The sequence below is a fragment of the Aquimarina algiphila genome (genome assembly GCF_007489275.1).
In the GTDB taxonomy this organism is placed as follows: domain Bacteria; phylum Bacteroidota; class Bacteroidia; order Flavobacteriales; family Flavobacteriaceae; genus Aquimarina; species Aquimarina algiphila.
The window spans coordinates 54318-79441 of the sequence record NZ_VLNR01000014.1 but is presented as its reverse complement, the minus strand read 5'-3'; the positions used below and the strand labels follow the sequence as shown (position 1 = coordinate 79441).

At 32.5% G+C, this 25124-nt stretch carries 27 protein-coding genes; 6 read left to right on the top strand and 21 right to left on the bottom strand.

What is annotated here, in order from left to right; genetic code table 11:
- Nucleotides 1-9 precede the first annotated feature (9 nt).
- Both FOF46_RS08995 and FOF46_RS08990 read right to left on the bottom strand, forming a co-directional pair.
- Nucleotides 10-939 (bottom strand): PfkB family carbohydrate kinase, encoded by a 930-nt coding sequence (locus FOF46_RS08995; RefSeq protein WP_109436340.1) that lies wholly within the window; start codon nucleotides 937-939, stop codon nucleotides 10-12.
- An 82-nt stretch (nucleotides 940-1021) separates the two neighbouring features.
- Nucleotides 1022-1618, bottom strand: a complete 597-nt coding sequence (locus FOF46_RS08990) for an START domain-containing protein (RefSeq protein ID WP_167571776.1) — start codon at nucleotides 1616-1618, stop codon at nucleotides 1022-1024.
- Between the two features lie 459 nt (nucleotides 1619-2077).
- Here FOF46_RS08990 and FOF46_RS08985 point away from each other — a divergent pair, with 459 nt between their 5' ends.
- Nucleotides 2078-3202, top strand: coding sequence for a carbohydrate-binding protein (locus FOF46_RS08985; protein ID WP_143916217.1), 1125 nt, complete (start codon nucleotides 2078-2080; stop codon nucleotides 3200-3202).
- 104 nt (nucleotides 3203-3306) lie between these two features.
- Here FOF46_RS08985 and FOF46_RS08980 read toward each other — a convergent pair whose 3' ends face one another.
- On the bottom strand, nucleotides 3307-3942 hold the full coding sequence (locus tag FOF46_RS08980) for a ribonuclease H1 domain-containing protein (protein ID WP_143916216.1): 636 nt from the start codon (nucleotides 3940-3942) through the stop codon (nucleotides 3307-3309).
- Nucleotides 3943-4148: 206 nt separating this feature from the next.
- Nucleotides 4149-4733 carry a phosphoribosylglycinamide formyltransferase gene (purN, locus tag FOF46_RS08975; protein WP_143916215.1) on the bottom strand — a complete coding sequence of 195 codons (585 nt, stop codon included), beginning with the start codon at nucleotides 4731-4733 and terminating at the stop codon, nucleotides 4149-4151.
- Nucleotides 4734-4914: 181 nt separating this feature from the next.
- On the opposite strand from purN, the gene FOF46_RS08970 reads away from it, so the two are divergent.
- From FOF46_RS08970 to pyk, 5 genes are all read left to right on the top strand, one after another.
- Nucleotides 4915-5148: an acyl carrier protein gene (locus FOF46_RS08970; protein WP_024768509.1), complete on the top strand. Its 234-nt coding sequence runs from the start codon at nucleotides 4915-4917 to the stop codon at nucleotides 5146-5148.
- Nucleotides 5149-5165: 17 nt separating this feature from the next.
- Entirely contained in the window at nucleotides 5166-6419 is a 1254-nt protein-coding gene (fabF, locus tag FOF46_RS08965; RefSeq protein ID WP_143916214.1) for a beta-ketoacyl-ACP synthase II, read from the top strand.
- Nucleotides 6419-7153: a ribonuclease III gene (gene rnc, locus FOF46_RS08960; protein WP_109436330.1), complete on the top strand. Its 735-nt coding sequence runs from the start codon at nucleotides 6419-6421 to the stop codon at nucleotides 7151-7153. Before fabF ends, rnc begins: the two co-directional genes overlap by 1 nt.
- Before the next feature lie 248 nt (nucleotides 7154-7401).
- A complete protein-coding gene (locus FOF46_RS08955) occupies nucleotides 7402-7893 on the top strand; it encodes an IPExxxVDY family protein (protein WP_160114167.1) in 492 nt (163 codons plus the stop codon).
- Nucleotides 7893-9320, top strand: a complete 1428-nt coding sequence (gene pyk, locus FOF46_RS08950) for a pyruvate kinase (RefSeq protein WP_109436328.1) — start codon at nucleotides 7893-7895, stop codon at nucleotides 9318-9320. The genes FOF46_RS08955 and pyk overlap by 1 nt, the downstream gene beginning before the upstream one ends.
- A 56-nt stretch (nucleotides 9321-9376) precedes the next feature.
- On the opposite strand, the gene FOF46_RS08945 is transcribed toward pyk, so the two are convergent.
- The 17 genes from FOF46_RS08945 to FOF46_RS08865 form a co-directional block, all read right to left on the bottom strand.
- On the bottom strand, nucleotides 9377-9790 hold the full coding sequence (locus FOF46_RS08945; RefSeq protein ID WP_143916213.1) for a response regulator: 414 nt from the start codon (nucleotides 9788-9790) through the stop codon (nucleotides 9377-9379).
- Between the two features lie 24 nt (nucleotides 9791-9814).
- Nucleotides 9815-11266 carry a sensor histidine kinase gene (locus FOF46_RS08940; protein WP_143916212.1) on the bottom strand — a complete coding sequence of 484 codons (1452 nt, stop codon included), beginning with the start codon at nucleotides 11264-11266 and terminating at the stop codon, nucleotides 9815-9817.
- Between the two features lie 33 nt (nucleotides 11267-11299).
- The gene (locus tag FOF46_RS08935; RefSeq protein ID WP_143916211.1) at nucleotides 11300-11695 is read right to left on the bottom strand and encodes a DUF2721 domain-containing protein; all 396 of its coding nucleotides are present in this window, start codon (nucleotides 11693-11695) and stop codon (nucleotides 11300-11302) included.
- Nucleotides 11696-11883: 188 nt separating this feature from the next.
- A complete protein-coding gene (locus FOF46_RS08930; protein WP_143916210.1) occupies nucleotides 11884-12597 on the bottom strand; it encodes a hypothetical protein in 714 nt (237 codons plus the stop codon).
- A gap of 81 nt (nucleotides 12598-12678) precedes the next feature.
- Nucleotides 12679-13293, bottom strand: coding sequence for a collagen-like protein (locus tag FOF46_RS08925; RefSeq protein WP_109436323.1), 615 nt, complete (start codon nucleotides 13291-13293; stop codon nucleotides 12679-12681).
- A gap of 194 nt (nucleotides 13294-13487) precedes the next feature.
- Nucleotides 13488-14102 carry a hypothetical protein gene (locus tag FOF46_RS08920; protein WP_143916209.1) on the bottom strand — a complete coding sequence of 205 codons (615 nt, stop codon included), beginning with the start codon at nucleotides 14100-14102 and terminating at the stop codon, nucleotides 13488-13490.
- 25 nt (nucleotides 14103-14127) lie between these two features.
- Nucleotides 14128-14598, bottom strand: a complete 471-nt coding sequence (locus tag FOF46_RS08915; protein WP_143916208.1) for a hypothetical protein — start codon at nucleotides 14596-14598, stop codon at nucleotides 14128-14130.
- 5 nt (nucleotides 14599-14603) lie between these two features.
- Nucleotides 14604-15086 carry a hypothetical protein gene (locus tag FOF46_RS08910; protein WP_143916207.1) on the bottom strand — a complete coding sequence of 161 codons (483 nt, stop codon included), beginning with the start codon at nucleotides 15084-15086 and terminating at the stop codon, nucleotides 14604-14606.
- A gap of 176 nt (nucleotides 15087-15262) precedes the next feature.
- The gene (locus tag FOF46_RS08905; RefSeq protein WP_143916206.1) at nucleotides 15263-16081 is read right to left on the bottom strand and encodes a hypothetical protein; all 819 of its coding nucleotides are present in this window, start codon (nucleotides 16079-16081) and stop codon (nucleotides 15263-15265) included.
- Between the two features lie 264 nt (nucleotides 16082-16345).
- Nucleotides 16346-16903: a hypothetical protein gene (locus tag FOF46_RS08900; protein WP_143916205.1), complete on the bottom strand. Its 558-nt coding sequence runs from the start codon at nucleotides 16901-16903 to the stop codon at nucleotides 16346-16348.
- 19 nt (nucleotides 16904-16922) lie between these two features.
- Nucleotides 16923-17531 (bottom strand): SIMPL domain-containing protein, encoded by a 609-nt coding sequence (locus FOF46_RS08895; RefSeq protein WP_143916204.1) that lies wholly within the window; start codon nucleotides 17529-17531, stop codon nucleotides 16923-16925.
- Between the two features lie 91 nt (nucleotides 17532-17622).
- Nucleotides 17623-18633 (bottom strand): Kelch repeat-containing protein, encoded by a 1011-nt coding sequence (locus FOF46_RS08890; RefSeq protein ID WP_143916203.1) that lies wholly within the window; start codon nucleotides 18631-18633, stop codon nucleotides 17623-17625.
- A gap of 115 nt (nucleotides 18634-18748) precedes the next feature.
- The gene (locus tag FOF46_RS08885) at nucleotides 18749-19354 is read right to left on the bottom strand and encodes a hypothetical protein (protein ID WP_143916202.1); all 606 of its coding nucleotides are present in this window, start codon (nucleotides 19352-19354) and stop codon (nucleotides 18749-18751) included.
- 245 nt (nucleotides 19355-19599) lie between these two features.
- Nucleotides 19600-20238 (bottom strand): class I SAM-dependent methyltransferase, encoded by a 639-nt coding sequence (locus FOF46_RS08880; RefSeq protein WP_143916201.1) that lies wholly within the window; start codon nucleotides 20236-20238, stop codon nucleotides 19600-19602.
- 29 nt (nucleotides 20239-20267) lie between these two features.
- The gene (locus tag FOF46_RS08875; RefSeq protein WP_143916200.1) at nucleotides 20268-21659 is read right to left on the bottom strand and encodes a tetratricopeptide repeat protein; all 1392 of its coding nucleotides are present in this window, start codon (nucleotides 21657-21659) and stop codon (nucleotides 20268-20270) included.
- A gap of 149 nt (nucleotides 21660-21808) precedes the next feature.
- Nucleotides 21809-23428, bottom strand: coding sequence for a fibronectin type III domain-containing protein (locus FOF46_RS08870; RefSeq protein WP_143916199.1), 1620 nt, complete (start codon nucleotides 23426-23428; stop codon nucleotides 21809-21811).
- Between the two features lie 319 nt (nucleotides 23429-23747).
- Nucleotides 23748-25022, bottom strand: coding sequence for a helix-turn-helix domain-containing protein (locus FOF46_RS08865; RefSeq protein WP_143916198.1), 1275 nt, complete (start codon nucleotides 25020-25022; stop codon nucleotides 23748-23750).
- Nucleotides 25023-25124 lie beyond the last annotated feature (102 nt).

Below are 25124 nucleotides of genomic sequence, written 5' to 3'. Positions count from 1 at the left end.
CTTTATATATCAAGACAATTCTATTTCAAATTGCGTTAATTCCTTAAATTGTTGAAGTCGCCTTTGAACTTCTTCCCTATCTAAGTTTTCCATTCTTTCTGTCCCAAATTTTTCTACACAAAAAGATGCAAGATTTGAAGCATGAATAATTGCTTTTTTCATGTTTTCAAATGAAACATCATCTGTTTTGGCCAAATATCCCGAAAACCCTCCAGCAAAAGTATCTCCAGCTCCAGTAGGATCAAAAACCTCTTCTAATGGCAGAGCAGGAGCAAAGAAAATTTGTTCATTATGAAATAATAAAGCTCCGTGTTCTCCTTTTTTAATAACCACATATTTTGGTCCCATCTTTTCTATTGCTCTAGCAGCTTTTACGAGCGAATATTCTCCACTTAGTTGTCTTGCTTCTTCATCATTTATGGTGATAACATCTACTTTTGCTATTACTTTTAAAAGATCATCTAAAAAAGCATCTTCCATCCAAAAATTCATAGTATCCAATATCGCAAGCTTTGGTTTGGTTGTTAATTGTTCCAAAACACCAAGTTGTACTGATGGGTTTAAGTTACCCAACATTACAATTCCCGAATCTTTATGACTATCAGGAACAATAGGGTTAAAATCGGCAAGAACATTAAGCTGAGTTTCTATAGTATCTCTAGAATTGAGGTCATTATGATATTTACCACTCCAAAAGAATGTTTTTCCCCCTTTAACAATTTCTACTGCAGAAGTATCAATATTTTTTTTCTTAAGCAATTCGAGATAATCAACCGGAAAATCTTCACCAACCACAGAAACGATAGCAGAAGAAACATTAAAATTAGATGCAGAAAGCGCGATATAAGGGGCAGCTCCTCCTAAGATTTTATCAGTTTTCCCGAAAGGGGTTTCAATAGCGTCAAAGGCCATAGAGCCTACAATAAGTAATTTGCTCATAAAATAGCGTTATAATTTTTTTGCAAATATACGCTTTACTTTCAAGTAAATTGATCAAAAATAAAGTCTTCTAAGATCGTCCTCATGAATCAATATCTTCAAGTGTTCCTTTTAGTGTACTAAATGTTTTAAAAGGTCCTGTTACTAATAGAGAATTTGTAATAAAAGGAGGTAGTGATCCTTCGGGGTTTACATAGAGTTGCTGTGTAATTTTCACCTTACCTTCATGTTCTTCCAATAACCAATGACCAGATAATTCCCGAATTCTAAGCGTACTTTTTAACACAGGGACTTCTTCTGGAGCTGCATCTATATATAATTTGATTTTATCCTTCGAGATTTTTTGAATCCGAAGCTTAGAGACCACATCCCTATCTTTTACAGGCCAAGGAAACTCATTTCTTGCATAAAAAACATATTCTTTATCATTATTTATTTTTACCAAATGACTAACTCCTTCTTTACAATTCTCCATATACTCCGGAGCTTCAAGTAATTCGTCAACTACGCCTTTTAGAGAGGTTTTTACACTCGTTATTGCTTTATATTCTTTATATGGACTATCTTTAAAACCCCTTACCCATATTTGAATTCCTTCCTTATCTTTTGCAAGTTTCCATTGCGACTGACCAAAAGTTAACATGGGGACTAGAATACATAAATAATAGATCTTTTTCATAGTATTACACGTTCTAACATTAAACCTTTTTGAAATTGAATTTCTTATTTCAAACATTAGTTTAGTAGAAAAAGGTATCTCCTTACTTACTCCCACATATGTTAAAACATGTTAAATAACTGTTTTACAAAGCATTAAAACATCTATTATTATTCTCTTACAAAACCTGCGAGAATCTATATCTAAGTTTTTGTCTATAATATTTAACCACCCTGATTTAGCTTTTTATTGCAGTAGATCAAACTCTATTCTTCTCAAATATTCATTATAATAACGGCCAAAAAACAGTATTCCATACTACATATAACACACTTTAAAACAGTTTTTTATACTATCTCTCATTTTTAGCAAACAAGATATAAACCATACAATTATTATGTTAAAATCATAAAAATGTTAAAATAAACTTAAAAAAATAGCGTTCTTTACTCAATACAAACTCAAACTTTCAATTAAATTATGAAAAAATTAAATTTAACTAAACTCGTTTTAGTTACAATGCTTTCGGTTTTATTATTCAACTGTGAAAGAGATTCTGAAGACATTATCGAAACAAATCAATTTGCAGATGCAAAAAATGCTCATGTATGTATCGAAAAATGGGACACTAGCGAAAATAATTCAAAAGCTGCAAGTGTTAAAGCAAAGGAATGGGAAGCTGGTCAAACTATCCGAGTGAAATTTTTAAATGGAAACAATTTTGTACAATCCAAAGTAAGACAATATGCTGTAGCATGGGAAAGTTATGCGAATATTAAATTTGAATGGGTATCCTCAAACAGCAGTGCAAATATCAAAATTGGTTTCAAAGAAGGTCAATTTGCAAATGATGGCGGATCCTGGTCTTATTTAGGAACTGATTCTAATAGTCATGCACATAGTATGCATTTTGGATGGTTTAACGACAATACAACTGATACTGAATTTAGAAGAACTACAATTCACGAATTTGGACATGCTCTTGGCTTAATTCATGAGCATCAAAACCCTGTAGCAGGAATTAACTGGGATAGAGAAGCTGTTTATGCATATTATGCAGGACCACCTAATAACTGGAGTAGAGCACAGGTAGATAACAATCTATTCAGACGTTATGATGCAAATATCTCTAACCATAGTGTATATGATCCAAAATCAATAATGCACTACCCTATTCCTGCAGAACACACTACAGATGGTGTTGCTGTAGGAAGTAACACACAATTATCTGCAACAGACAAGTCCTTTATCGCCACTATATATCCAGAGACTAACACTGGAGGAGGCGATATCTGTGATGGTGTAGCGGCATATAATGGAAATACTTCTTATTCTGTTGGAGATAAAGTAACCTATCAAGGAACTTTATACCAGAGAACATCTAGCGGATGGAATAACCTTGGTGCATGTGGTACTCCTGCTCCTAGTGATATCTGTGATGGGGTAGCTGCATATAATCGTAATACATCTTATTCTGTTGGAGATAAAGTAACCTATCAAGGAACTTTATACCAGAGAACATCTAGTGGATGGAATAATCTTGGAGCATGTGGTACATCTGCCGCTGCAAAAAGTAATACAGTATTCCCTCCTGTGAATAACTAGATAAAGAATTTTAAATACAATGTTTGTATTCATCAATAAAAATGCCCGGACTTTACCGGGCATTTTTTATATATAATATCGTGAATACGTAATTTTAGACTATTTTACTTTCTCCCAAAGTCTGCAGGAATTTCTCCCCAAGCCTTTGTCTCCCATTTTACAATTGTAGTGGTATATGAGTTTTCTTTTAGCCATTGTATTGCACGATCTACAAGATCAAATACCTCATTATTCTTAGAGTTCCTTTTTAATTTTGTTTTACATGTCTTTTGTTTTACCCATCCAATAGCAATTCTAGAATCAGAATAAATAATACGATCGCTCTTTTTCTTTTTAAGATATGCTAAACCGTGAACTAAGGCCAAAAACTCTCCTATATTATTAGTTCCTTCTCTAAAAGGACCTTGATGAAATAATTGTTTTTCGGTTTGTGTATCTACACCTCGATATTCCATCTTCCCCGGATTCCCACTAGAAGCAGCATCTACGGCAATAGAATATAAATTTGGTTCTCCTATTTTTGATAACTGTGCGGCAGTAAGTGTTTTTTTGGGTTTACTTTTACCTTTATAATCGTCGTAATCGCCTTGATATGCTTTTTTGGCTATATCAAAAGAATCAAAAGACTTATATTTTGCATTGGCGTATCCTTTTACTGCTGCTTTACAATCATCCCATTTTGTGTAAATCCCTGGTTTGTGACCTTCCCAGACCACATAAAATTTTTCTTTCTTAGCCATAATTTAAATCTTTGATAGAAATTATCTTCCAAATCATTTTCTGCGTTAGGGATAGTAGTGAAAATCCCACAGTATTGTCATCCTGAGCTTGTCGAAGGGCTACAATACGAGGAATTGTAACGTATAGCCCGCTCGAACGCTACAATAAATAATTAAATTTAAGGTTACTATACAATTTTCTTCAGTTTCTTAATACTAAATACTCACTACTCATTACTTTTTTTATCAGAAAACAGAAGTTCTTCTATAACGACCGGAAAATGTTTATATTCTAAAGCATGAATTGCATTAGCTACATCTTCTGCAGAATTTTCTTCTGAAATTGCAACTTTGGCTTGAAAAATAACGCCTCCTTCATCATAATGCTCATTGACATAATGGATCGTAATACCACTTTCTTTTTCTTTATTTCTTACCACAGCTTCATGAACATGATGTCCATACATCCCTTTTCCTCCATATTTTGGTAATAAAGCAGGATGAATGTTGATGACCTTATTTGGAAAGAAATCGATAATTTTTTTTGGGAATATCCATAAAAACCCTGCCAATACAATTACATCAGGGTTTGCATCTTTTAGAATATTTAATACTTCATTTGTCTGATAAAATGACGTTTTGTCAAAGTGTAATGCCTTTACTTTCAGGTCATGAGCACGCTTCAACACTTTGGCACGCAGGTTGTTAGAGAACACATGAGTGACCTCGGCAATATTTCGTTCATGAAAGTATTTGATTATATTTTCGGCATTGGTACCAGAGCCGGAAGCAAAAATTACGATACGCTTCATAGTATGATAAAATTGTTAATTAGAGAACACAAAAAAAATAATTATTATCCATTTTTAGGTAGCAAAAAGCTAATACTTCGTTATATTTGATAAAATACGAATACATTTTTATGGGATTGTGGGGTTTTAAAATAAAGTTTTTTATTTTTGCCACCTAATTAAAAAATTAAAATTAAACATTATGTCAGACATTGCATCAAGAGTAAAAGCGATAATCGTTGACAAATTAGGAGTAGACGAAAACGAAGTTGTAAATGAAGCTAGTTTCACAAACGATTTAGGCGCTGATTCGTTAGACACTGTAGAATTGATTATGGAATTCGAAAAAGAATTCGATATTCAGATTCCAGATGATCAAGCTGAAAACATTGCAACAGTAGGTCAAGCAATATCTTATATTGAAGACGCAAAGTAATAACTTCACAACAAAATATGAATCTTAAGCGAGTTGTAGTCACAGGACTAGGTGCGTTAACACCTATCGGTAACAATATTGATGAATATTGGAATGGATTAGTAGATGGTAAGAGCGGTTGTGCTCCTATTACTTACTTTGATACCGAGCATTTCAAGACTAAATTTGCTTGCGAAATCAAAAATTACAATCCCACAGATTATTTTGATAGAAAAGAAGCACGTAAACTTGATAAATTTGCTCAGTATGCCATTGTATCTTCAGAAGAAGCTATAAAAGATGCTGCTATTGACCTTGAGAAGGTTGACAAATTTAGAGTTGGTGTAATCTGGGGTGCCGGAATCGGAGGAATAGAAACTTTTCAGGAAGAAGTAATTGGTTATGCCAATGGAAATGGAACACCACGTTTCAATCCTTTCTTTATCCCGAAAATGATTGCCGATATTGCCCCTGGACATATTTCTATCAGAAACGGTTTTATGGGGCCTAACTACACAACGGTTTCTGCCTGTGCTTCTTCTGCTAATGCAATGATCGATGCACTAAACTATATACGTTTAGGACATTGTGATATTATTATTACAGGAGGAAGTGAAGCTGCAGTAACTATTGCTGGTATGGGAGGATTTAATGCTATGCACGCGTTATCTACAAGAAATGAAAGTCCAGAAACTGCCTCTAGACCATTTGACGCAACCAGAGATGGTTTTGTTCTTGGAGAAGGCAGTGGAGCTCTTATTCTTGAAGAATATGAACACGCAAAAGCACGAGGTGCTAAAATCTATGCTGAAGTTGTAGGAGGTGGAATGTCTAGTGATGCTTATCATATGACAGCACCACACCCAGACGGAATTGGTGTAGAGCGCGTGATGCTTAATTGTTTAAGAGATGCAGGGGTAACACCAGAACAAGTAGATGCTATAAACACTCACGGAACATCTACTCCTTTGGGAGATGTTGCAGAATTGAAAGCTATTACTAAAGTTTTTGGAGATCACACACCTAACATTAATATCAATTCAACAAAATCTATGACGGGACACTTACTTGGTGCTGCTGGAGCCATAGAAGCTATTGCTTCTATTCTGGCAATGCAAAAAGGTACTGTGCCTCCTACAATCAATCACACTACAGTGGATGAAAACATAGATTCATCGTTAAATTTGACCTTAAACAAAGCTCAAAAACGTGATATTACATACGCAATGAGTAATACTTTTGGTTTCGGAGGTCATAACGCATGTGTGTTATTTAAAAAATTGAAAGAATAATGAATGTTATTCGAAACATATTAAATTCCCGCTCTGAAAAGAACGGGAATTTTTTTTCCAAAATTCAAAAAATATTAGCATTTAAGCCAAAAAACATTGCTCCCTACGAAAAAGCATTTACCCATAGGTCATTAAACCTAAAAGATAAAAAAGGAAATGCTGTTAATTTTGAGCGATTGGAGTTTTTGGGAGATGCCATGTTAAGTAGTGTTATTGCTGCTCACTTATTTAAAGAAGTTCCAGAAGGTAATGAAGGGTACCTTACAAAAATGAGAGCCAAAGTAGTGAGTAGAAAACATCTTAACGAACTTGGTAAAGACCTTAAGCTAATCGAATTAGTAAGAACCAATATTCCTAAATCTCAATTTGGAATAAATATTCATGGAAACCTTTTTGAAGCACTAATCGGTGCCATTTACCTTGATCGAGGTTTTGTATACTGTGAACGCTTTATTAAAGAAGCGGTTATCGATCCTTATGTTGATATCGAAAGTCTCGAAGGCCAAATTATCAGTTACAAAAGTCTACTAATAGAATGGTGTCAAAAAGAAAAAAAGGTATTCAATTATGAGGTATATGAGGACACCGGTAAAGATGAAATGAAGCATTTTGCTGTAAAACTCTGGATTGATGAAAAAGTAGTTGCAAAAGCAAGAGCTACTTCAAAGAAAAAAGCAGAAGAAAAAGCTTCAAAAAGAGCTTATTTTGCATTTCAATCCAAGATTAATATCTAAAGTACTTTTTTAACATCATGCTTTTTGACATTAATCGGTTGAAGTTTGTATTCTTTATAAACATACTCTAATGTCACTGCTTTTTCTTACAATACTTATATAAAATATAGACTCATCAGAAAAACTACAGTTTTTATCGTTAAAAGATACTAACTCAATCGTTTTCGTGAAATAACTTTATGTTTTATTAAACCCGTTAGGTGATTTTATTTGTATATTTCGTGCTAATTCTGAAACAAAAATTCAGCGTGGCTATTCAGAAATTAGTATTAGATACCTTAGAAGATGATGATTATGAACTTATTGCTATTCATTGTTCATTAGCTTCATATAGATTAGCCTTTTTATTAAACAAAAACCTTAATTTAAAACTTTTTAGAAAAAAAGAAGATATTAATTTTGAATATCCTGACTTTACAGCAAATTTTCCGTTGTATCAATATGAGGACCATTTTCAATATAATACATATAGTCTTTTGGCCAATAAATTTCAGGCCTTAGGCGTTTCAAAAAATCATATTGCAGATGGCTTATTCAATACTATAGAAGAAACATATACTACAAAATATTTAATTCCAGAATTAAAGAATGTAGATTATTTTCTAAAAATAGAAACAGAAACATCAAAATTTTCAAATAGTTCCTTAGTAACCCAATTGCTAACGATCTCACAAGTTATTACTGCATATAGTGTAGAATACACTCAACTTAAATCAAAGAACAACTTAATATTCGAATAATGCCAAAAAGTAAAAGAACCAAAATAGTTGCTACCCTAGGACCAGCAACGAGTAGCAAAGAGACTTTAAAAAAGATGCTAGAAGCAGGTGTAAATGTTTTTAGGATAAATTTCTCTCATGCTGATTACAGTGATGTAAAGGAACGCATAAAAATTATACGAAAATTAAGCGAAGAACATGGTTTTAATGCTGCAATACTAGGAGATTTACAAGGTCCTAAATTAAGAGTAGGTGTTATGAAAGGTGATATCATTGTTCATGATGGTGATTTTATCAATTTTGTGACTGGTAAACCTTTTGAAGGCACTTCTGAACAAGTGTACATGAATTATGAAAGTTTTCCGAAAGATGTAAAAGCCGGCGAACGTATATTATTAGATGATGGTAAATTAATTTTTGAAGTTGTTTCTACAAATAAAAAAGACACGGTAAAAACCAAAGTAATACAAGGAGGGCCATTAAAATCCAAAAAGGGTGTTAATCTCCCTAATACCAATATTTCGTTACCTGCATTAACAGAAAAAGATGTAAAAGATGCCATTTTTGCTTGTGAACAAGGTGTAGATTGGATGGCATTATCTTTTGTAAGACATGCGCAGGATCTCATCGAATTACAAGATTTGATTAAGGAACATAGCGAAGATAAAATCCCAATTATAGCTAAAATTGAGAAGCCTGAAGGTGTAGAAAATATCGATAAAATTGTAGCATATTGTGACGGATTAATGGTTGCAAGAGGAGATTTGGGAGTAGAAATCCCTGCTCAGGAAGTACCTTTAATTCAGAAAAAATTGGTTCTTAAAGCAAAAACTGCTCGAATCCCTGTGATTATTGCTACTCAGATGATGGAAACTATGATCGATAGCCTTACTCCAACACGTGCAGAAGTGAATGATGTTGCAAACTCTGTAATGGATGGTGCAGATGCTGTTATGCTATCAGGGGAGACTTCAGTAGGAAAATATCCCGTGCAGGTAATAGAAACCATGACTAAAATTATTAACAGCGTAGAAAACTCAGAATTAATATCAGTTCCTCAAAACCCTCCGCATATACGAACAAATAGATTTATTACTAAATCAATTTGTTATCATGCCGCGCATATGGCTAATGATATTGATGCTAAGGCTATCTGTACATTAACCAACAGTGGATATACTGCATTTCAAATCTCTGCATGGAGACCAGATGCTCATATCTTAGTTTTTACCAGTAATCGTAGAATACTTTCTCAGCTTAGTCTTTTATGGGGTGTTAAGGCCTTATTTTATGACAAATTTGTTAGTACTGATGAAACAGTAGAGGATATTAATAAAATAGCCGCAGATCGTGGGTTTGTTGAGCAAGGAGATATGTTAATCAATCTTGCTGCAATGCCTATAACTGCAAAAGGAATGGTAAATACTCTTAGAGTATCACAAATTTAAGATGGGCGTATAATAAATATATATCTAAAAAAGACCTCATAAAGTGAGGTCTTTTTTTATAGTGCTTGTTTTAAAAAAATAGCTTCTAAGTCTTCTATAGTAACTGGTTTTACAAGATAATCCTTAACAGAATTAATATTTTTTGCTCTCTCTATATCCACTGGGTTAATCGAAGAACTTACAATATAAAGTGTAATTATTTTTCCAAGTTTGTTTTTGATACTGGTAAAGTTTTCTAAAAACTCCCATCCATCCATTACTGGCATATTTAAATCTAAAAAAATAATCTCGGGAATGCTTTTTTTATCCAAATTGGTTAGAATAGCTTCAAAATAATTAAGAGCATCTTTTCCGTTTTTGAAAACCATTAGGTTTTCACAAAGATTTTTTGCTTCTACAATCCTTTTTACAAGATTTACATACATACTATCATCGTCAATAATACACGCTAATCCAATTTTATGACTCATAATTGTGAGGTTGGGTATTTGTTTTTAAAATTCTATTATAAATGTTGTGCCTTTATCTACTTCGCTCTCTACAGTAATTTTTCCATCCAAAGATTCTACCTGATTTTTTGTTAAAAATAAGCCTATTCCTACTGCATCCTTATTATAATGAAATGTCTTATACATCCCAAATATTTTATCTTTAAACAAGTTCATATCAATTCCTCTTCCATTATCGGTGACCTTTAGGTACTCTTTACCTTCTTCTTTATATGATTTAATCTCAATGATCGCATCTCTATCCGGGTGCTTATATTTAATTGCATTTGTGATGAGATTTAATAGAATACTTTCCAGATACGCAGGGATATAATTAATCTCATTTAGAGCTTTAAAATCTGATTTGATTTTTGTTTTACCAACAGCAATCATTTGCCCAATACCATTGGTTACCAAATTAAGCGCATCCTGAAATTTGGTTATCTTTTTTTCTTGATCTTTATTTGTATGAATGGCTACAATCTCATTAAGGTGCTCAATAGTTGTATTTAAACTATAGGATATTTGCTTGATCTCTTTAATAAGATCTATTTTTTCTTTTGGGTCTTCTATATCTTCAATGAGTTGAACCAACAAGGACAAATTGCTTGTATGCGACCGTAGGTTGTGAGATACAATATGTGCAAAATTAAAAAGCCGAGAATTCTGAGAAGCGATAATATCTATAGACTTTTGAAGACTTAACTCTTTCTTCTTTATATCATCAATATCCTGAAAAACACCTCTGATTCCTATAATCTCCTTACTCTCATTATATACTGGTTTTCCTATCGCTCTCACCCAAAAAACTCTCTTGTTAGCGGTCACCATCTTAATTTCAGTATTAAAAGGTGTACCGGCCATAGCGCAATTAAAAAAACAATCCGCAGCCTGTTGTTGCGAATCTTCTGCATAATAACTTGCAGAGTCTTTTAGAGAAGGCACATAATCATCTGGGTATTCTAATATTCGCTTAGTTTCAAAATCCCAATAGCTTTTTCTTTTGTGAAAATCTACATACCAACTGCCGGTTTCTGTCATTTGAGCAGTTTCTTTGTAATAGAAATTGTCTTTTGCTATATTCTGTTCTGGTTCAAGCTTTATTTCGAAAAAAAATATAAGATTAATTTCGGATTTTATATTTACCGGTAATTCATCATTAGTTGCACATCTAAACAGTTTATAATTTCCTGTTTTGGTTTGGATCTTTATATGTTGCTTAAAATTTACATTATTACGTCTATAATTAAGAAAATTATCTCTAAATACATCAACATCTTCTTTATGTATTAAATGCTCTAAAAAAAAATCGATTGTGGATTGTATTTCCTTCTGGGTATATCCAAGGCTTTCATAGAACTTCTTTGACCAGATTTCTTTATCAGGATTAGTATACAACTCCCAATATCCAGCATTGAAATCTCGTATTACATTATTAAAAAGTTCATTTTGAAGCATGAAAAATAATTATACTAACAAGATAAGAATTTCTTATTTATTTTCTTCTATTCTGTCAAGCCTGATAGCCAATGCTTTGGTAGAAATCTGAACTTCGACAAAAGATAAAAAAAGCGACAGCATAAGGCAAAACAAGCTAACTCCAAATACTATATTTGCCCAATTCATATGTTCTACATATAATAAAAACATAGTGATTACGCTGGTTAGAAAACTTATAATCGCAATCGCTTGCATATTTCTAATTAACCATAATCGTTTTCTTAAGTTTTTAATTTGTAACCCTATGTTTTTTGAAGGAGAAGAAAGGTATTCGCTATGTAATTGTCGTATTAAGGCTGCAATAGCTAAATATCTTGCATTATACGCCAGCATTGTAAGAGATATTGCAGGGAATAATAATGCTGGAATATTCATGGTAAGTGTCATAATCAATATATATTTATGACACTAAGTTAGTTTAATTTGAAATAGTTTATTTTACAACTTTATAAGTTAATCTAGTTTTTTCATTTTCAAGAGATAAAAAGTTAACCCCTTGTGAGAAATCGCCTATATCTATCGGGAATTGACATCTTTCTTTAATAGTAAAAAACAAAAAAAGTTTTTATGTCATTTTATTCACTAATAAATTCACCGATAAACCTAAATGCCCCCTTAAGATTTTCAATATTATTGTTTTGATCCAATCCTTCTCCCCATTGTCCAATAAACGTAGCAGCCGGCTCATCATTTTCACCATTCATAATACCTTTTAATACTCGATTATTAGTATTAAAATTAATTGTTATAAGTGATTCATCTATAGTCCAAGTCCCATCTATAGAAATTATATCACCATCGCTACTTATTAATAATCCAGCAGTACCTTCTTTTGAAAGAGCCAAGGAACCGTCGCTAGTGGTCGTAGATGTATTTGGCTCATCTGATATATCATCATTAAACCCACCATAAAATAAACCTTCAACAAAAGTATTATTAATAGTAACCAATACTGTTGTGCTTTCTAATGCATTGGATGCTGTTATAAAAATATCGGTCTTACCCAAAGGGATCGATCTATCCCATGAAAGTACACCTGTTTCTTCATCAATAGACATATTTATATTAAATAAATCATCTGGTGCAGTATTTGGTAATGTTGTAGCAGAGAACGTTACCTTCTCTCCTGACCAATTTACCAATGGAGGAGCAGTTTCTCCCGCTTCTAAAAAACTTGTCTCAATGAAATTTTGTTCATACGCTATGTCTAATGTGTTTAAACCACTAGAATCATCATCGCTTTTACAACTCAGTATAAACAATAGGCCAAACATTACTAAATATTTCATAACATCTTCTTTTATACAATAGCGAATACTACGGGGGAATAGTACTCGCTATAAAATCTAATTAATAATTGGTTATCAATATTATTCTGGAATATTAAACAAGGTTTTGACTTCTTCATAGGACATAGATGAATAGTCTATTGAAGATTTTGTAGCAGAAGAGGTAGGATTTGTTGAAACTCCTCCAGGAATGATTACATATCTAAAATCATCAAAAAAACTAAACGCTTTTAAAAGTCCATCTGTTGTTTGACCTCTAACTCGCAAAGATTCAAAACCAGTTCCTTCACCCATTTCTATACCATAAAACTCTTCATTATCTACATTAAAATAAGGAAGTTCATAAACATTAAAAAATAGGGCATTCGCGGGATTACGCCCATATACCAAAATAGCATCAGTATCTTTATCAAATGCCGTTAGACTACTTAATAATAACATACTTTTATCAGAATCTATTCCTCCTGGAAAATCTGCAGGAATCCAATCTGAATAAATTACGTTTGCTGTCCCTGGAGGTCCATCAACACCATCAGCTCCATCATTGCCGTCTGTTCCATTTGTGCCATCAATCCCGTCTATCCCATTCTGACCTGCAGGTCCAATAGCTCCGTCTTCTCCATCAGAACAAGAAAAGATTAATAGTGATACCATCACTATCATCATACCCTTTACTAAATTTGTTATTGCTTTCATTTTATAATTTTTTAAAAGTTAATGACACAAACCTAGTATGGGTAAGAATATGTAGTATCCGAAAAGTTTGAATTTCAAAGAATCCGGACATTTTTTGAGGTATTTGACTCTATTTTTAAGAGTTAAATACTGGTGTAATACATTTTTTGAATATCTATTTAAAATATAAGAGGTTATCGATTACTAAGAAGAGATCAATCCATTGCTTCTTTACACGCAATTATACGTTTTGCGTCAGCTTCTAAACCATAGTTTTGCCATAGAGCTATATCCTTTTTTAACTCTAATGCGTTCTGATCAGATATAATATATCTTTTAATAGATTGTACAACAGCATCATTACTATCCTTAATTTTTAGTATTGACTTTCCTCCGGGAATGCTATAATTATCTTCATATTCATAACAAAAAACCAGTACCAGATCTCCTTCTTTTACATCTTGTTTATAAAAACAATCAGAAACAAAAAAGTTCTGTTTGTCATACATTTTCTTCTTCAGACTTCTGGACGTTAATACCTCATCAATCTTAATACTTCCTTCTTGGGATGTATAGAGTACATCATTATCTTTAATCGGATTATCAATATGCTGAACAGTACCTAAAAAAACTAATGCATACTTATCCCCACAATGACCAATGAATGGACCTGACTGTGGCCACCAATATGTATATCCAACTCTAAGGGTATCAGGTGTTGCAGACGTTTTTGGGTTCGTTTTTGTATCTATTTCTTTCTTTTGTGTATAACTTGTGCTACACAAAAGAAGACTAATAATTATTATCGTTTTTGTCAATATATGATGCATTTCTATTCTTAAATTTAATTTGCTTTTACTCTCCTAGTATCTGTTTAAATACTATTCCCTCTTTTTGATATACTACGATAAACGTATTACCGTCTTCTCTTTTATAGACTTCTGGTACTGATTTTCTTTCCCAATTTTGGTTTCTATGGACAACTAGATCATTAGTCCAATCAAAAGTATATTCTTTAGCGTCAATTCTAGTAAAGTCTGCGATCCAGTTCTTAATTTCTGACGGTTTTACTTTTATGCCAAACCGATAATTCCAAGATGATGGCCCGGGAATGCCCGTTACTCTGGAGTTCGCAAACCCATTTACATTGAACAATAAAAATTCGGCATCATGAAACTCTGATTTGCTTACTATTTCTCTTTTGAGCGTTGCTACCCTATCTTCTGTGCTTTCTATTTCTACACTTGTAAGCGTATTGTTGTTATGCGAATTCACACAAGAGGTAAGAACAAAGCATAAAACTGTAATCTTATATATATGTCTCATCACTATTATTTTAATTTTTCTATAGAAGATATATATTCGAAACAAAATTCGGCATTACCTCCTCCAGATTCTATTAATTGTGAAGATGTTACTAGAAACATTTCATTTCTAAACTCAAAAAAACCTTTTAGATCATATATTTTACCTCCACTACTTCCCGGATTGCTTGCAACAAAGGTTTCATAAAATATACCTATCCCGTTTTTTAATTTCACATACTTTGGATATTGTTTTTTTTGAGTATCCGGATTTGTTTTTTTGATAGTAAAACTTTTATTATATCTTTTATTCGGATCTAAAATTACATTGATATAATTTCCTCTTTTTATCAGAGTATGTTTCTTCGGAATCCAAATCCCAATATTTAATTCTTGTAATTCTAACCTGATCAACTCCTTGGTATCACCTTTGAAATCAAAATCTCTTTCTTTTGATTTACATCCCAATAGAACACTCATTATTGTTAATACTATGAATATTGATTTCATTCTGGTTTTCTTTCTAATTCATTATGTGAATGTTTATTACAAAACATACTCCGGGAATACCAAATAGTAGCGAAGTCATAAAAACTCCAGCTGCTTTTTTCTTGCTAGTACAAATCCCTTTTTTTACTTAATTTCTCACCTAAATTAATGATTTTCAATTTAGCGTTTTGATTCTTTTAATCTACCAATTCAAAAGTATCTCCAGTAAACTTAAAGGAATAGGCACATCTTTTGAGTGTTTGTGTTTTGTTATATAGTTTAATAATCTCTTCCTCTTCACAATAACAATCTATCGATGTAGCATATTTTTCATTTGGTGTATATACCACATCAATAACATGATTTATCTTGTCATATTTGATTGCATATTCATCTCCTTCATGGGCCAAAGAATAATTGAATTTGTGGACAAGTTTACCTTTCTCATAGGTGTAAAGACTAATATGATCCATGAAATTATTTCCTCTTACCTTATCATGTCCAAACAGTACATAGTTGACCCCTGTATTGGTATGAATAGTATCTATAGTGTTATAGCTATTTGGATAGAATTCATATAGTGTTTTCTTTTCTTTATGGCTATGAATACTTTTTCCCTTATTCCATTTATAATCATCGTAGTATAGTATAGAAACTTGCTCTCTAAATAACACTCCAAATACCTTTGCATCAAATGAAAAATGGAATAATTTGTTATCATCAGACTTTACCATTTTGATCAAATCATCATCTAGTAATGCTGTGATATCTTTTTTTGTAAAGGTCTTATGGTTTGTTATTTTTTGAAGATTATTAATAATCCTATCTTTATAATACCCAATTATAGAATATGCTATAATAGAGTCTTTATTGGTTGACAAATTCTCTTTATGATATGAATTCTTAATCTTATGAATCTCTTTGTTTGTTAGTCCGACATCATTAAGTGCATAATACTTTTTATATTCTTGTAATTTATGGTATTGCGATAAGTCATAATTTGTTTGTCTTACCAACTTTTTAAAATCGCTTTGGGGAAATATCATTATTATACATAATCCAATCATAATAAGAAGCAAAGAAGCAAAACATCTTTTTATCCACTTCTTTGTATTGCTATGATTTTTTATCTTTTTATGCATTTATTTAAAAAAATGTTGGTATTTTGATCTCCTATATATTCTGGTTTCTATTACAAGAACAGTTAAACAGAAAAGAGTATATGAGTACTTATTTTAATCTTTGTGAATCCCTTTAGAAATCGGTTTTGTGATTAGGCTTTATTTCTTTATTTGGTTCAAATGTATAATTGGAGGAGGTTGAGATAGCTCGAATGTTTTAGCATATTCTTCATACCAATTATCGTCTCTGTTATATTCATGTTTTAATCCTTTAGAAAAAGTCCCTTCTCTACATAAATTATAAACTGCTCCTTTTGGAATTCGGTGTATACTAGTTTCAAAATTATAATTATTATTCATACCTAAAGGTTTTTCAATTTTGATAAAAAGCCCTTCAAGCTCAAAACTGTATCTATACAACATATAAAAACGATTATTCTTCCAAAAATTCAAGGCTATTTTAGAAACATCTATTTCAGAATGCCTGTAATTTAAAAACTCAATTGATGGTGATTGCATTAACATCGAGTTAGGAACCTCACTACCAGAATATCTATTTCCTAAAGAATCAACTAACGTTACTTTTAGGTCATCTATTATTTTAGTATCGAATCTTACATCAATAATAATTAAACTTGTCATATCATTTGCGCAATGTTGTCCATATCCTATACCTGTTATAAATCCAAAAAAGACAAGTGCTGCAAATTTTTTCATATCTATTTTTTTTTAAGAACTACTCCAAAACAAACGTTACTTGTACATAATGTTTATGTAGTTCGTTAGGTTTAGAAGTATTAAAGTATGAATATGCTTTATTACTAGAAGTTTCTATTTTTTGGATGGCTCCAATCTTTTTATTGATACTAGTAGCTGTTATCTTGGCTCTATTCATCGCATCTTGTATTGCCATTTTATCCAATGCTGCAAGATCTGTATTGGTATTTTCCTTGGCAAATATTTCTACCCAAGTAATTGTTACACCTTTCATTTGTTGTCCAAACATCTTTTCTACTTCTTCAAAAGATGTTGTTGCATAGGTGTAATACGAAGTTGTACGATACGTTAAAGCGGTGATTGCGTACAATTTATTTTGCTTAAACTCTTTAAAATCTATACCTATGCCCTTTATTCTATTTTTGTATTCTTCGATAATTTGGGATCTATTTTTGGATTCTATATTTTGATACCCATCAGCTACGAGATCTTTGATCTCTAGATTAACAATATACTCCTTGATCTCAACTTTTTTAGAAGCCTCGCCTCTTACTGTTATTGTATTATTTTGTTGCTGTCCAAAAATTGGAGCTGCACATAATAATAATCCTATAATTAATTTTTTCATGTTCTTATTTTTATAAAATTGATGCATGCATTTGTCTAAATCAAAACACAAGATCTTTGCATGTTTTATTGTTTGTATTTCCTCTTCTTTTTTATTCAAAAGACCAGATATCAGTATAAAAATCATAATAGTTTCCTAGATCCAAACCGTATCCATTAATGACCCATAATTTTTTATCATAGTGTACAGATGTATGTTCTGTTCTTTCAGGAAAGGTTTTAGATACTTTAACTTCTGTCCAGGTTACACCATCGTTACTAAACCACACATCATTAAAATATTTAAAATCATTATTTCTGGTTCCTGCAGTTAACCACATTCCTTTTTTATTAGCCGTTAAAGCGTGATTTCTTCTCGGAAGAAAATCTGCATTTGCTGTAGCAAGAAACCATTGAAAACCATTTGGAGAGTACCATACATCATTTAAAAAATTATTATTTATATCATATCCTCCAATCACCCAGATTTTATTATCAAAAACTACAGCGGCATGATCTCTTCGTTCACCAAAAGGTGCCAGATTAGTGGCCAAATTCCATTTAACTCCATCACTACTTACCCAAACATCTCCTTTTTCAACACCATTTTCCTCTCCTCCAATTACAAACATTCTCCCATTTAGATCTACCATAGCATGGCTTGATCTTGGCGAAAAAGCAGCATTATTATTGGTCAATACCCAGTTGGTTCCATCATCAGAATACCAAACATCATTCATTTCATCAACTAGTTCTCCTCCTGTTAACCACATTTTACCATCAGAAACTGTTGTAGCGTGATTTGTTCTTTTTGAAAAAGCTGCCTTTTTTGTAGCTGCAATCCAGTTGGTCCCATCATTACTAAACCACGCATCGTTATAATAAATGCCTGGTCCATTACCAGCTATTACCCACATCTTTTTATCAAATATTAATGAGGTATGATTAGCACGACCTCCAAAAGAGGTTTCTTTGGCAACCAAAGTAGACTTCAATTTTTTCTTTGTTAGAGGTAACATCTTTATAGATGTAGTTTCTACTTCTTCTATCTGATTGTCATCGGTGCTACATGATAGCATTACTAAAGACACAAATGCCAGTATTATATATATATGTTTTTTCATTTCAACTATATTTTTTTAATGAAAACCCTTCAATCATTAACTATCTAAAAATAATTGAAGGGCAAAATCACAAACTTAAACACAAGTAGCGTATGTGTTGTTTTACATTTGGCTGTTATTCTGGAATATTAAATAGAGTCGCAATCTCTTTATAAGACATGGTAGTATAATCTGGTGTAGATTTTGTTGCAGAAGAAGTTGAACTAACGGCTACTCCTCCAGGTATAATAACGTACCTATAATCATCAAAACGATCAAAATCATTATCAGTATTAGAAGCAGCAAATCCTACTGCTCGTATTGACCCTTGATTAGTGGTAGTATATGTATATCGTTCTTCTGTAGACCTATTTTCATAAGGTAACGGAAATACTTCATCTCCTACCACCAATAAAATATCACCTCTTCCGTATACTAATACAGTACTGGTATCTAAGTTTACTCCTAAATCTGTAATCTGTTGAGCGTTTGCTAATGTGAAAACTTTTTGCAGTAACCCTCCACCTGGTGTAAAACCATTTGGAATCCAATCTGAATATATCACATTTGCGGTTCCAGGGTCTCCTGGATCTCCCGGATCACCTTGGATTCCTTGAGTTCCTTGTGCTCCAGCTAGACCTTCTGGTCCTGCAGGGCCTATAGCACCATCTTCACCATCAGAACAAGAAAATATAGATACAGATAGTACAAGTATCAAACTCAATTTCACTAAATCTTTCATCGCTTTCATTTTTTGTTGTTTTTTAAAAGTTTAGAGTACAAACCTAGTGGGAGTGAGGATGTTGAATATCCGAAAAGATTGAATTTCAAAGAATTCGGACATATTTAGGGGGATTTACCAAGGAATATGAAAATAAAACTCTAATACCAATTTTTAATACACCAAAAAACGTTTAGTATTTACTTGAGAAAATGAAATATCTAGATTTAAGTAAAACTCTGATTTGCACTTTTAAACTGGAATAGCTATCCTTTTTTGGCAATAATAATCAGGTCTTTTGTGGTAGTGTCTTTGTATTGAGGATGTGTTTTTCGTCTTTTATCCATAATTGTAAATCCGTTTCCTGTTAATGCTTCGATTAAATAACCAGCCTCATGGTAATGAATATATATTTCTTGTTTTCCTCCCGAACTTGGTTGAGTAAAACCTGATTTGCTGTAATCATCTTCCATTGTGCTTACATAGAAAATTCCATTGGGCTTTAATACTACAGATACATCTTGTATAAATTGTAACGCATCTTCTTTTGAGAGATATGGCAAACAAAACCCAGATATAATTGCATCATACTTTTGAGTAAGAGTAGTTATTTTTCTACAATCTAACATTTCAATTTGAGTGGTAGGATTATTTATTTTTGCTAGCTCAATCATTTTTGATGATACATCTGTAGCCAATAGCTTAAAATCTGGACGTTTTTGAAGCATGTATTTTGTAATATTTCCTGGTCCGCAACCAACTTCTAAAACTTCTGCATTCTTTTTTTCAATAGACTCCCAAAACAAATCAAAAGTATCATGATACATTGCCAGGTCCATATACTTATCTTGATATACCTTAGCAAATTTGTCAAAAATCTCTATTGCGATTTTGGTTTTATCCATAACTCTTATAAGTTACCTTTACTCCTTTTTTATTTTTTTCCTTTCTTCAACATTAAAATTCCTACGCCTAAAACTCCTATTGTCAATACTACGAAAACCCAATATTTTGTTGTTTTTTCATTTTCCTTTTGGTCTTCACTATCGGTTTCCTGAGTCACATGTTTTTCTTTATCTGGTTTTTTATTAAACAAACTATCAATATCTTTTTTATAGGCACTGTCCAGTAAAATATTTTGTTTTGGAACAGGTCTATAATCTATAATTTTTCCAATTGTAGTATCCCTGGCATATTTTCTATCGAGATGCATTTGTCCACCTTTTCCATGTTGAATTCTTACTCCTAGTTTAGGTTCTTTATAGTATTTTGTTGTAAACTCTTGTTCTGGATCCATTCCTGATCGTATCCATCTCATTTCATCATCACGTATTTTTTGATAAAACCTGTTTCCTTCGTTAATTTCTTCTATTAACAATTCTTCTAATTCATATAGTGTAAACTTTTTTCCACGCCGTTTTGTATACTGATGAAAAAGAGTAAATACGATTTTTTTCTTATACACTTCTTTTACAATATCATCTTCGATATTATAAGATGCTTTAAAATATGCTCGTGCAGCAAGTTGTCTTGCTCCTCCTTTCCTTCCTGTGCCCATTAATAGGTCTCCTAATACTTCTAATAAAACAGGAGAATCATAATTTCCAAATTTCATCATCCCCATAATACCGATAATGGCCTTTTCTAGCTCTGCATAAGGTAAGTTTCTTATTGGACCGAAAATACCATTTTCTACTTCATCTTTTTGAGACTTACTTGTTGATGTATTCTTTTTTTCCTCATACTTGTTTACAAGAAATGCATAAAAATTTTGTTCATGTTCTGGTTCGGGAAGGCAATCAAGACACCTTCTAAATTTTGAAGAAAGTGGTAGCGGAATCTTGCCATTTTTCATTTTACTGAGCACGTACTCTGCAACGTGTCGTTGATATATTTCTCTACCAAAATGTGCCTCAGGGTTAATTTCTACCGCTTTATCTATGTATTCAATTCCTTTTTTAAATTGCCCATCATGCAGATAAAATGTACCCAAATTAGCATACGTCTTATACTCTCCTGGTTTTATTTGTTCTTTTTTAAGGATAATTTTGATAGCTTTTTTATCATCTCCTATTTTTGAATATGAAACGGCGAGATCATCCAATAACGGAAGACTGTCTGGAAATTTTTGTAGTTTTTCTTCTCGATCTTTTATTCTCCAATAATGAAACTCTGGTGAATGTCTTAAGAATTTTCCCGAAATCAATTCGATCACACTAGGAAATTTTTGCCTTTCCATTTCAATAGTATCATAATCCCAAAAGCATGGAAAAACGGTAAAAAAACTTGAAAAAAAAACTATGGTTGTGAGTCTAGTACGTTTCATTTCTTAAATATAATTTTTATTTACCATATCATTATCAAAAAAAGGATCCTCATTACTGTTGTTAGGTTAGTTAATGAGGATCCCGGGTAATGAAAAGCAATTGGACAAAAAAATCTAATCATTACGTTACTATTGTTATGTAGATATATCTATTCTAATTTTACAATCCAGTAATCCCATTTGCCTTTCCCAGCTCCGCTAATATCTTCTCCAGGACCCCAGACATAACCTGCCACTATATAACCATCACTGGTTTGTTGAATAGCATTTGCATAATCTGGTTCTGGGCCTCCAAAGCTAATTTCCCATGACAATTCACCAAGAGGATTTAATTTTACAACCCAATAATCTGCATACCCTCCATTATTGGTACTCACATCAAAATCACTTGCTCCTGAGTTACCGGCAAAAATATAACCTTGATCTGTAGTCTGCTGAATCGAACGCGCAGCATCACTTTCTGAACTACCAAGGTTAACTTCCCACACTATTGCTCCCGAAGTATCTAACTTTACGATCCAACTATCTTTTTTTCCGTTGTTGTCACTTACATCAAAATCTGAGGATTCAGAATATCCAGCAACAATATAACCTTGATCTGTAGTTTGGTGAATATCATAGGCCAAATCATCAAGTGAGCCTCCAAGATTGGTTTCCCAAATCAAATTTCCTAAAGCATCTAACTTTACAATCCAATAATCTTTTTCCCCATAGTTACCTCCCACATCATCGCCTAAAGATTCTGAATATCCTCCAACAATATATCCCCCATCACTAGTTTGCTCAACTGATTGTGCAATATCAAACTCACTACCGCCAAGATTGGTTTCCCATATTAAGGCTCCTTCAGCATCTAACTTTATTACCCAATAATCAATACCTCCATTATTACCTCCTACATCATCGTTTGAAGAACTGGTAAAACCAGCAACAATATACCCACCATCCAAAGTTTGATCTACAGAAGTTGCTTCCTCATTTCCACTTCCGCCATAGTTAGTTTCCCAAACCAAATTTCCAGACCCATCTAATTTTACAATCCAAAAATCAGCAAAAGAAGTATCTCCACTAATGTCTTGATCATTAGAGTCAGTAAACCCAACTACTATATACCCTCCATCTGTTGTTTGTTGTATACTATTTCCTGCTTCATCACTATTCCCTCCAAGGTTAGTCTCCCATATCATATCTCCAGAATTGTTCAGTTTAATAACCCAATAATCCCCTCCCAGATATCCATCTGCATCGTTATTACCGCCTACATCTCCATCATCAGAATTAGCCGTACCTGCGACTATATATCCACCATCTACTGTTAATTGTATAGCATTAGCCACATCAATTTGAGAGCCACCAAAGGATTTTTCCCATGCTATTGATACTTCTTCATTGATAATCTCACCTTCTTCTGTGGTAAAATCAAATGTATTCTCAGACGTATTTCCATTACCATCAGAAGCAATTACTTTACCATTATAATTAGTTTGAGCGATAAGACCTTCTAAAAGGAATTCTGTTGTTTCTAGATTTGTCTGTACTTCGTTATCGCCCAGAACCACCGTATACGTTACTTTATCTTCATCGGGGTCAACTGCTGCATTCCAACTCAATAATGCATTATTCTCAGTAATCTGAGTAATCTGTATTGTAAAATCTCCTGGTTTTTGATTTTGAGGTGTTGTCGTTATGTTTTGATCATCATCACTATTACACCCCAAAATCAAAATACATATGAAGATTAAATTTGGTAAAAAATATTTCTTTTTCATCAGTCTATATGTTTTTCTATTTATTTTGGATATACCTTATATAAATCATACTACGAGTCCATCATCTATATAGAGTGTGATAAAAGTAATTGAGAAGAAATAGGTTAATGTCCGGAAAGTTTGAATTTCAAAGAATTCGGACTTATTTTAACCCGCATTATGCATTTGAACTTTGTCATGAAGGTTTCAACTGCCATAAAATATAATATTTTATAAGATTTAGCATAGCATCGCTATGGTTAAGCTTGAAAACATAGTAAAACGGTATATTTTGCAGCGGTTGGAAGCTGTAATAGATTTTCAAATGCATAATGCGGGTTTAAGGGATTTTCCTGTATTCTTTTGGTGAAATACCCGTTAGCTTCTTAAAAGCACTATAAAAAGTAGATTTAGAATTAAACCCAGACTCTAATGCAATAGCGATAATAGTATAGTTTGTAAATTCTGGATTTCTAAGTTTTGATTTTGCATCTTCTATTCTAAATCCATTTACATAATCTGTAAAATTGCGACCTGTTACTTTATTTACTAGCTGCGACAAATAGTTACCACTAATATTGAGTTGGGTAGACATACTATCTAATCCCAGATTAGCATCTCTGTATATTTTGGCTTCTTTCATTAAAAATTCAAGCTCTTTAAAATACACATTGTCATCAGTAATATGACATGCATTTTTTGTCTGTAACTGTTTTAGCTTATTCTCGGTTAATCTGGCAATTAATTGAAATAAGAAAATATGATTTTCAGTAAAAAAATCTTTTTGTGAATGCTCAGAATCTAAAACTCCCACTACCTCATCATCAACAAAAATAGGAATAGAGAGTTCTGACATTCTATTGGCATCATCTATAATATACTCAGCATCATTGGTAACATCGGATATATATTCGAATCTTCCTGTTTGCGCTACTCTACCTACAATACCTTTTCCTAACGGAATTTGAATTGGGCTTATCACTTTTCGTTCTCCATTATTCTTATGCCCAAATGCCGCTTTTTGGATTAACATTTTCTTTTCTGTATCCAACATATAGATTACACAATCCTCGAGCTGAAGTTGTGAAATGCAATTTTCTACAATATCCCAAAGTACATCTTCGAGTTTGTTTTTCTCGAATAGTGATGTTGCAAAATAACTAAGTACTGCAATTGTTTCTGGCGTTGTATTTTGTATCCTATGTTCTTCTTTATCAGAAAACGATTGACTCAAACCGGGGATATTAAAATTTGAAAATGTATTTCTTAGTCCACTTTTCTTATCCTTGTTGATCTCTGGCTCTTGTACTTCGACGCTTACTGTGCTAAAAATATGATCATAAACCGTTGTCACTGTTTTTTGAAACAATGTTGGGATGCTATAAAAACCTGAAAAGTTCTTTATAGTAATCAAAAGAAAATACCCTACTGTTAGAAGTAATGCAATGTTTAATACAATCAAAGAAGTAAACATATGGGTCATCTCAAACGAGGTGATATTAATCTTTAGTATTTTGAAAACTACTACACACGCAAAAAGAAATACAAATCCATATAGTAGTATACCAGATTTTTTTACTGCTATTTTATTCCCTATGTTTTTCTTGATATTCATCACAATTGATTTTTTTGTCTGAATCAAATATAGAATGACTACACTGCTAAAAACAAATGGAATTTCTCGAAATTCTAAGAATTTCGAGATTGATTTTTGAAA

Bases quoted from the DNA above. Each gene is read 5' to 3' on its own strand.
- FOF46_RS08885 (WP_143916202.1), bottom strand. From the start codon at position 19,354: ATGAAAGATTTAGTGAAATTGAGTTTGATACTTGTACTATCTGTATCT.
- FOF46_RS08910 (WP_143916207.1), bottom strand. From the start codon at position 15,086: ATGAAATCAATATTCATAGTATTAACAATAATGAGTGTTCTATTGGGA.
- pyk (WP_109436328.1), top strand. From the start codon at position 7,893: ATGCCAAAAAGTAAAAGAACCAAAATAGTTGCTACCCTAGGACCAGCA.
- FOF46_RS08985 (WP_143916217.1), top strand. From the start codon at position 2,078: ATGAAAAAATTAAATTTAACTAAACTCGTTTTAGTTACAATGCTTTCG.
- FOF46_RS08880 (WP_143916201.1), bottom strand. From the start codon at position 20,238: ATGGATAAAACCAAAATCGCAATAGAGATTTTTGACAAATTTGCTAAG.
- FOF46_RS08870 (WP_143916199.1), bottom strand. From the start codon at position 23,428: ATGAAAAAGAAATATTTTTTACCAAATTTAATCTTCATATGTATTTTG.
- FOF46_RS08935 (WP_143916211.1), bottom strand. From the start codon at position 11,695: ATGACACTTACCATGAATATTCCAGCATTATTATTCCCTGCAATATCT.
- FOF46_RS08970 (WP_024768509.1), top strand. From the start codon at position 4,915: ATGTCAGACATTGCATCAAGAGTAAAAGCGATAATCGTTGACAAATTA.
- FOF46_RS08890 (WP_143916203.1), bottom strand. From the start codon at position 18,633: ATGAAAAAACATATATATATAATACTGGCATTTGTGTCTTTAGTAATG.
- FOF46_RS08895 (WP_143916204.1), bottom strand. From the start codon at position 17,531: ATGAAAAAATTAATTATAGGATTATTATTATGTGCAGCTCCAATTTTT.
- FOF46_RS08900 (WP_143916205.1), bottom strand. From the start codon at position 16,903: ATGAAAAAATTTGCAGCACTTGTCTTTTTTGGATTTATAACAGGTATA.
- FOF46_RS08940 (WP_143916212.1), bottom strand. From the start codon at position 11,266: ATGCTTCAAAATGAACTTTTTAATAATGTAATACGAGATTTCAATGCT.
- purN (WP_143916215.1), bottom strand. From the start codon at position 4,733: ATGAAGCGTATCGTAATTTTTGCTTCCGGCTCTGGTACCAATGCCGAA.
- rnc (WP_109436330.1), top strand. From the start codon at position 6,419: ATGAATGTTATTCGAAACATATTAAATTCCCGCTCTGAAAAGAACGGG.
- fabF (WP_143916214.1), top strand. From the start codon at position 5,166: ATGAATCTTAAGCGAGTTGTAGTCACAGGACTAGGTGCGTTAACACCT.
- FOF46_RS08865 (WP_143916198.1), bottom strand. From the start codon at position 25,022: ATGAATATCAAGAAAAACATAGGGAATAAAATAGCAGTAAAAAAATCT.
- FOF46_RS08990 (WP_167571776.1), bottom strand. From the start codon at position 1,618: ATGAAAAAGATCTATTATTTATGTATTCTAGTCCCCATGTTAACTTTT.
- FOF46_RS08925 (WP_109436323.1), bottom strand. From the start codon at position 13,293: ATGAAAGCAATAACAAATTTAGTAAAGGGTATGATGATAGTGATGGTA.
- FOF46_RS08980 (WP_143916216.1), bottom strand. From the start codon at position 3,942: ATGGCTAAGAAAGAAAAATTTTATGTGGTCTGGGAAGGTCACAAACCA.
- FOF46_RS08915 (WP_143916208.1), bottom strand. From the start codon at position 14,598: ATGAGACATATATATAAGATTACAGTTTTATGCTTTGTTCTTACCTCT.
- FOF46_RS08930 (WP_143916210.1), bottom strand. From the start codon at position 12,597: ATGAAATATTTAGTAATGTTTGGCCTATTGTTTATACTGAGTTGTAAA.
- FOF46_RS08875 (WP_143916200.1), bottom strand. From the start codon at position 21,659: ATGAAACGTACTAGACTCACAACCATAGTTTTTTTTTCAAGTTTTTTT.
- FOF46_RS08995 (WP_109436340.1), bottom strand. From the start codon at position 939: ATGAGCAAATTACTTATTGTAGGCTCTATGGCCTTTGACGCTATTGAA.
- FOF46_RS08945 (WP_143916213.1), bottom strand. From the start codon at position 9,790: ATGAGTCATAAAATTGGATTAGCGTGTATTATTGACGATGATAGTATG.
- FOF46_RS08920 (WP_143916209.1), bottom strand. From the start codon at position 14,102: ATGCATCATATATTGACAAAAACGATAATAATTATTAGTCTTCTTTTG.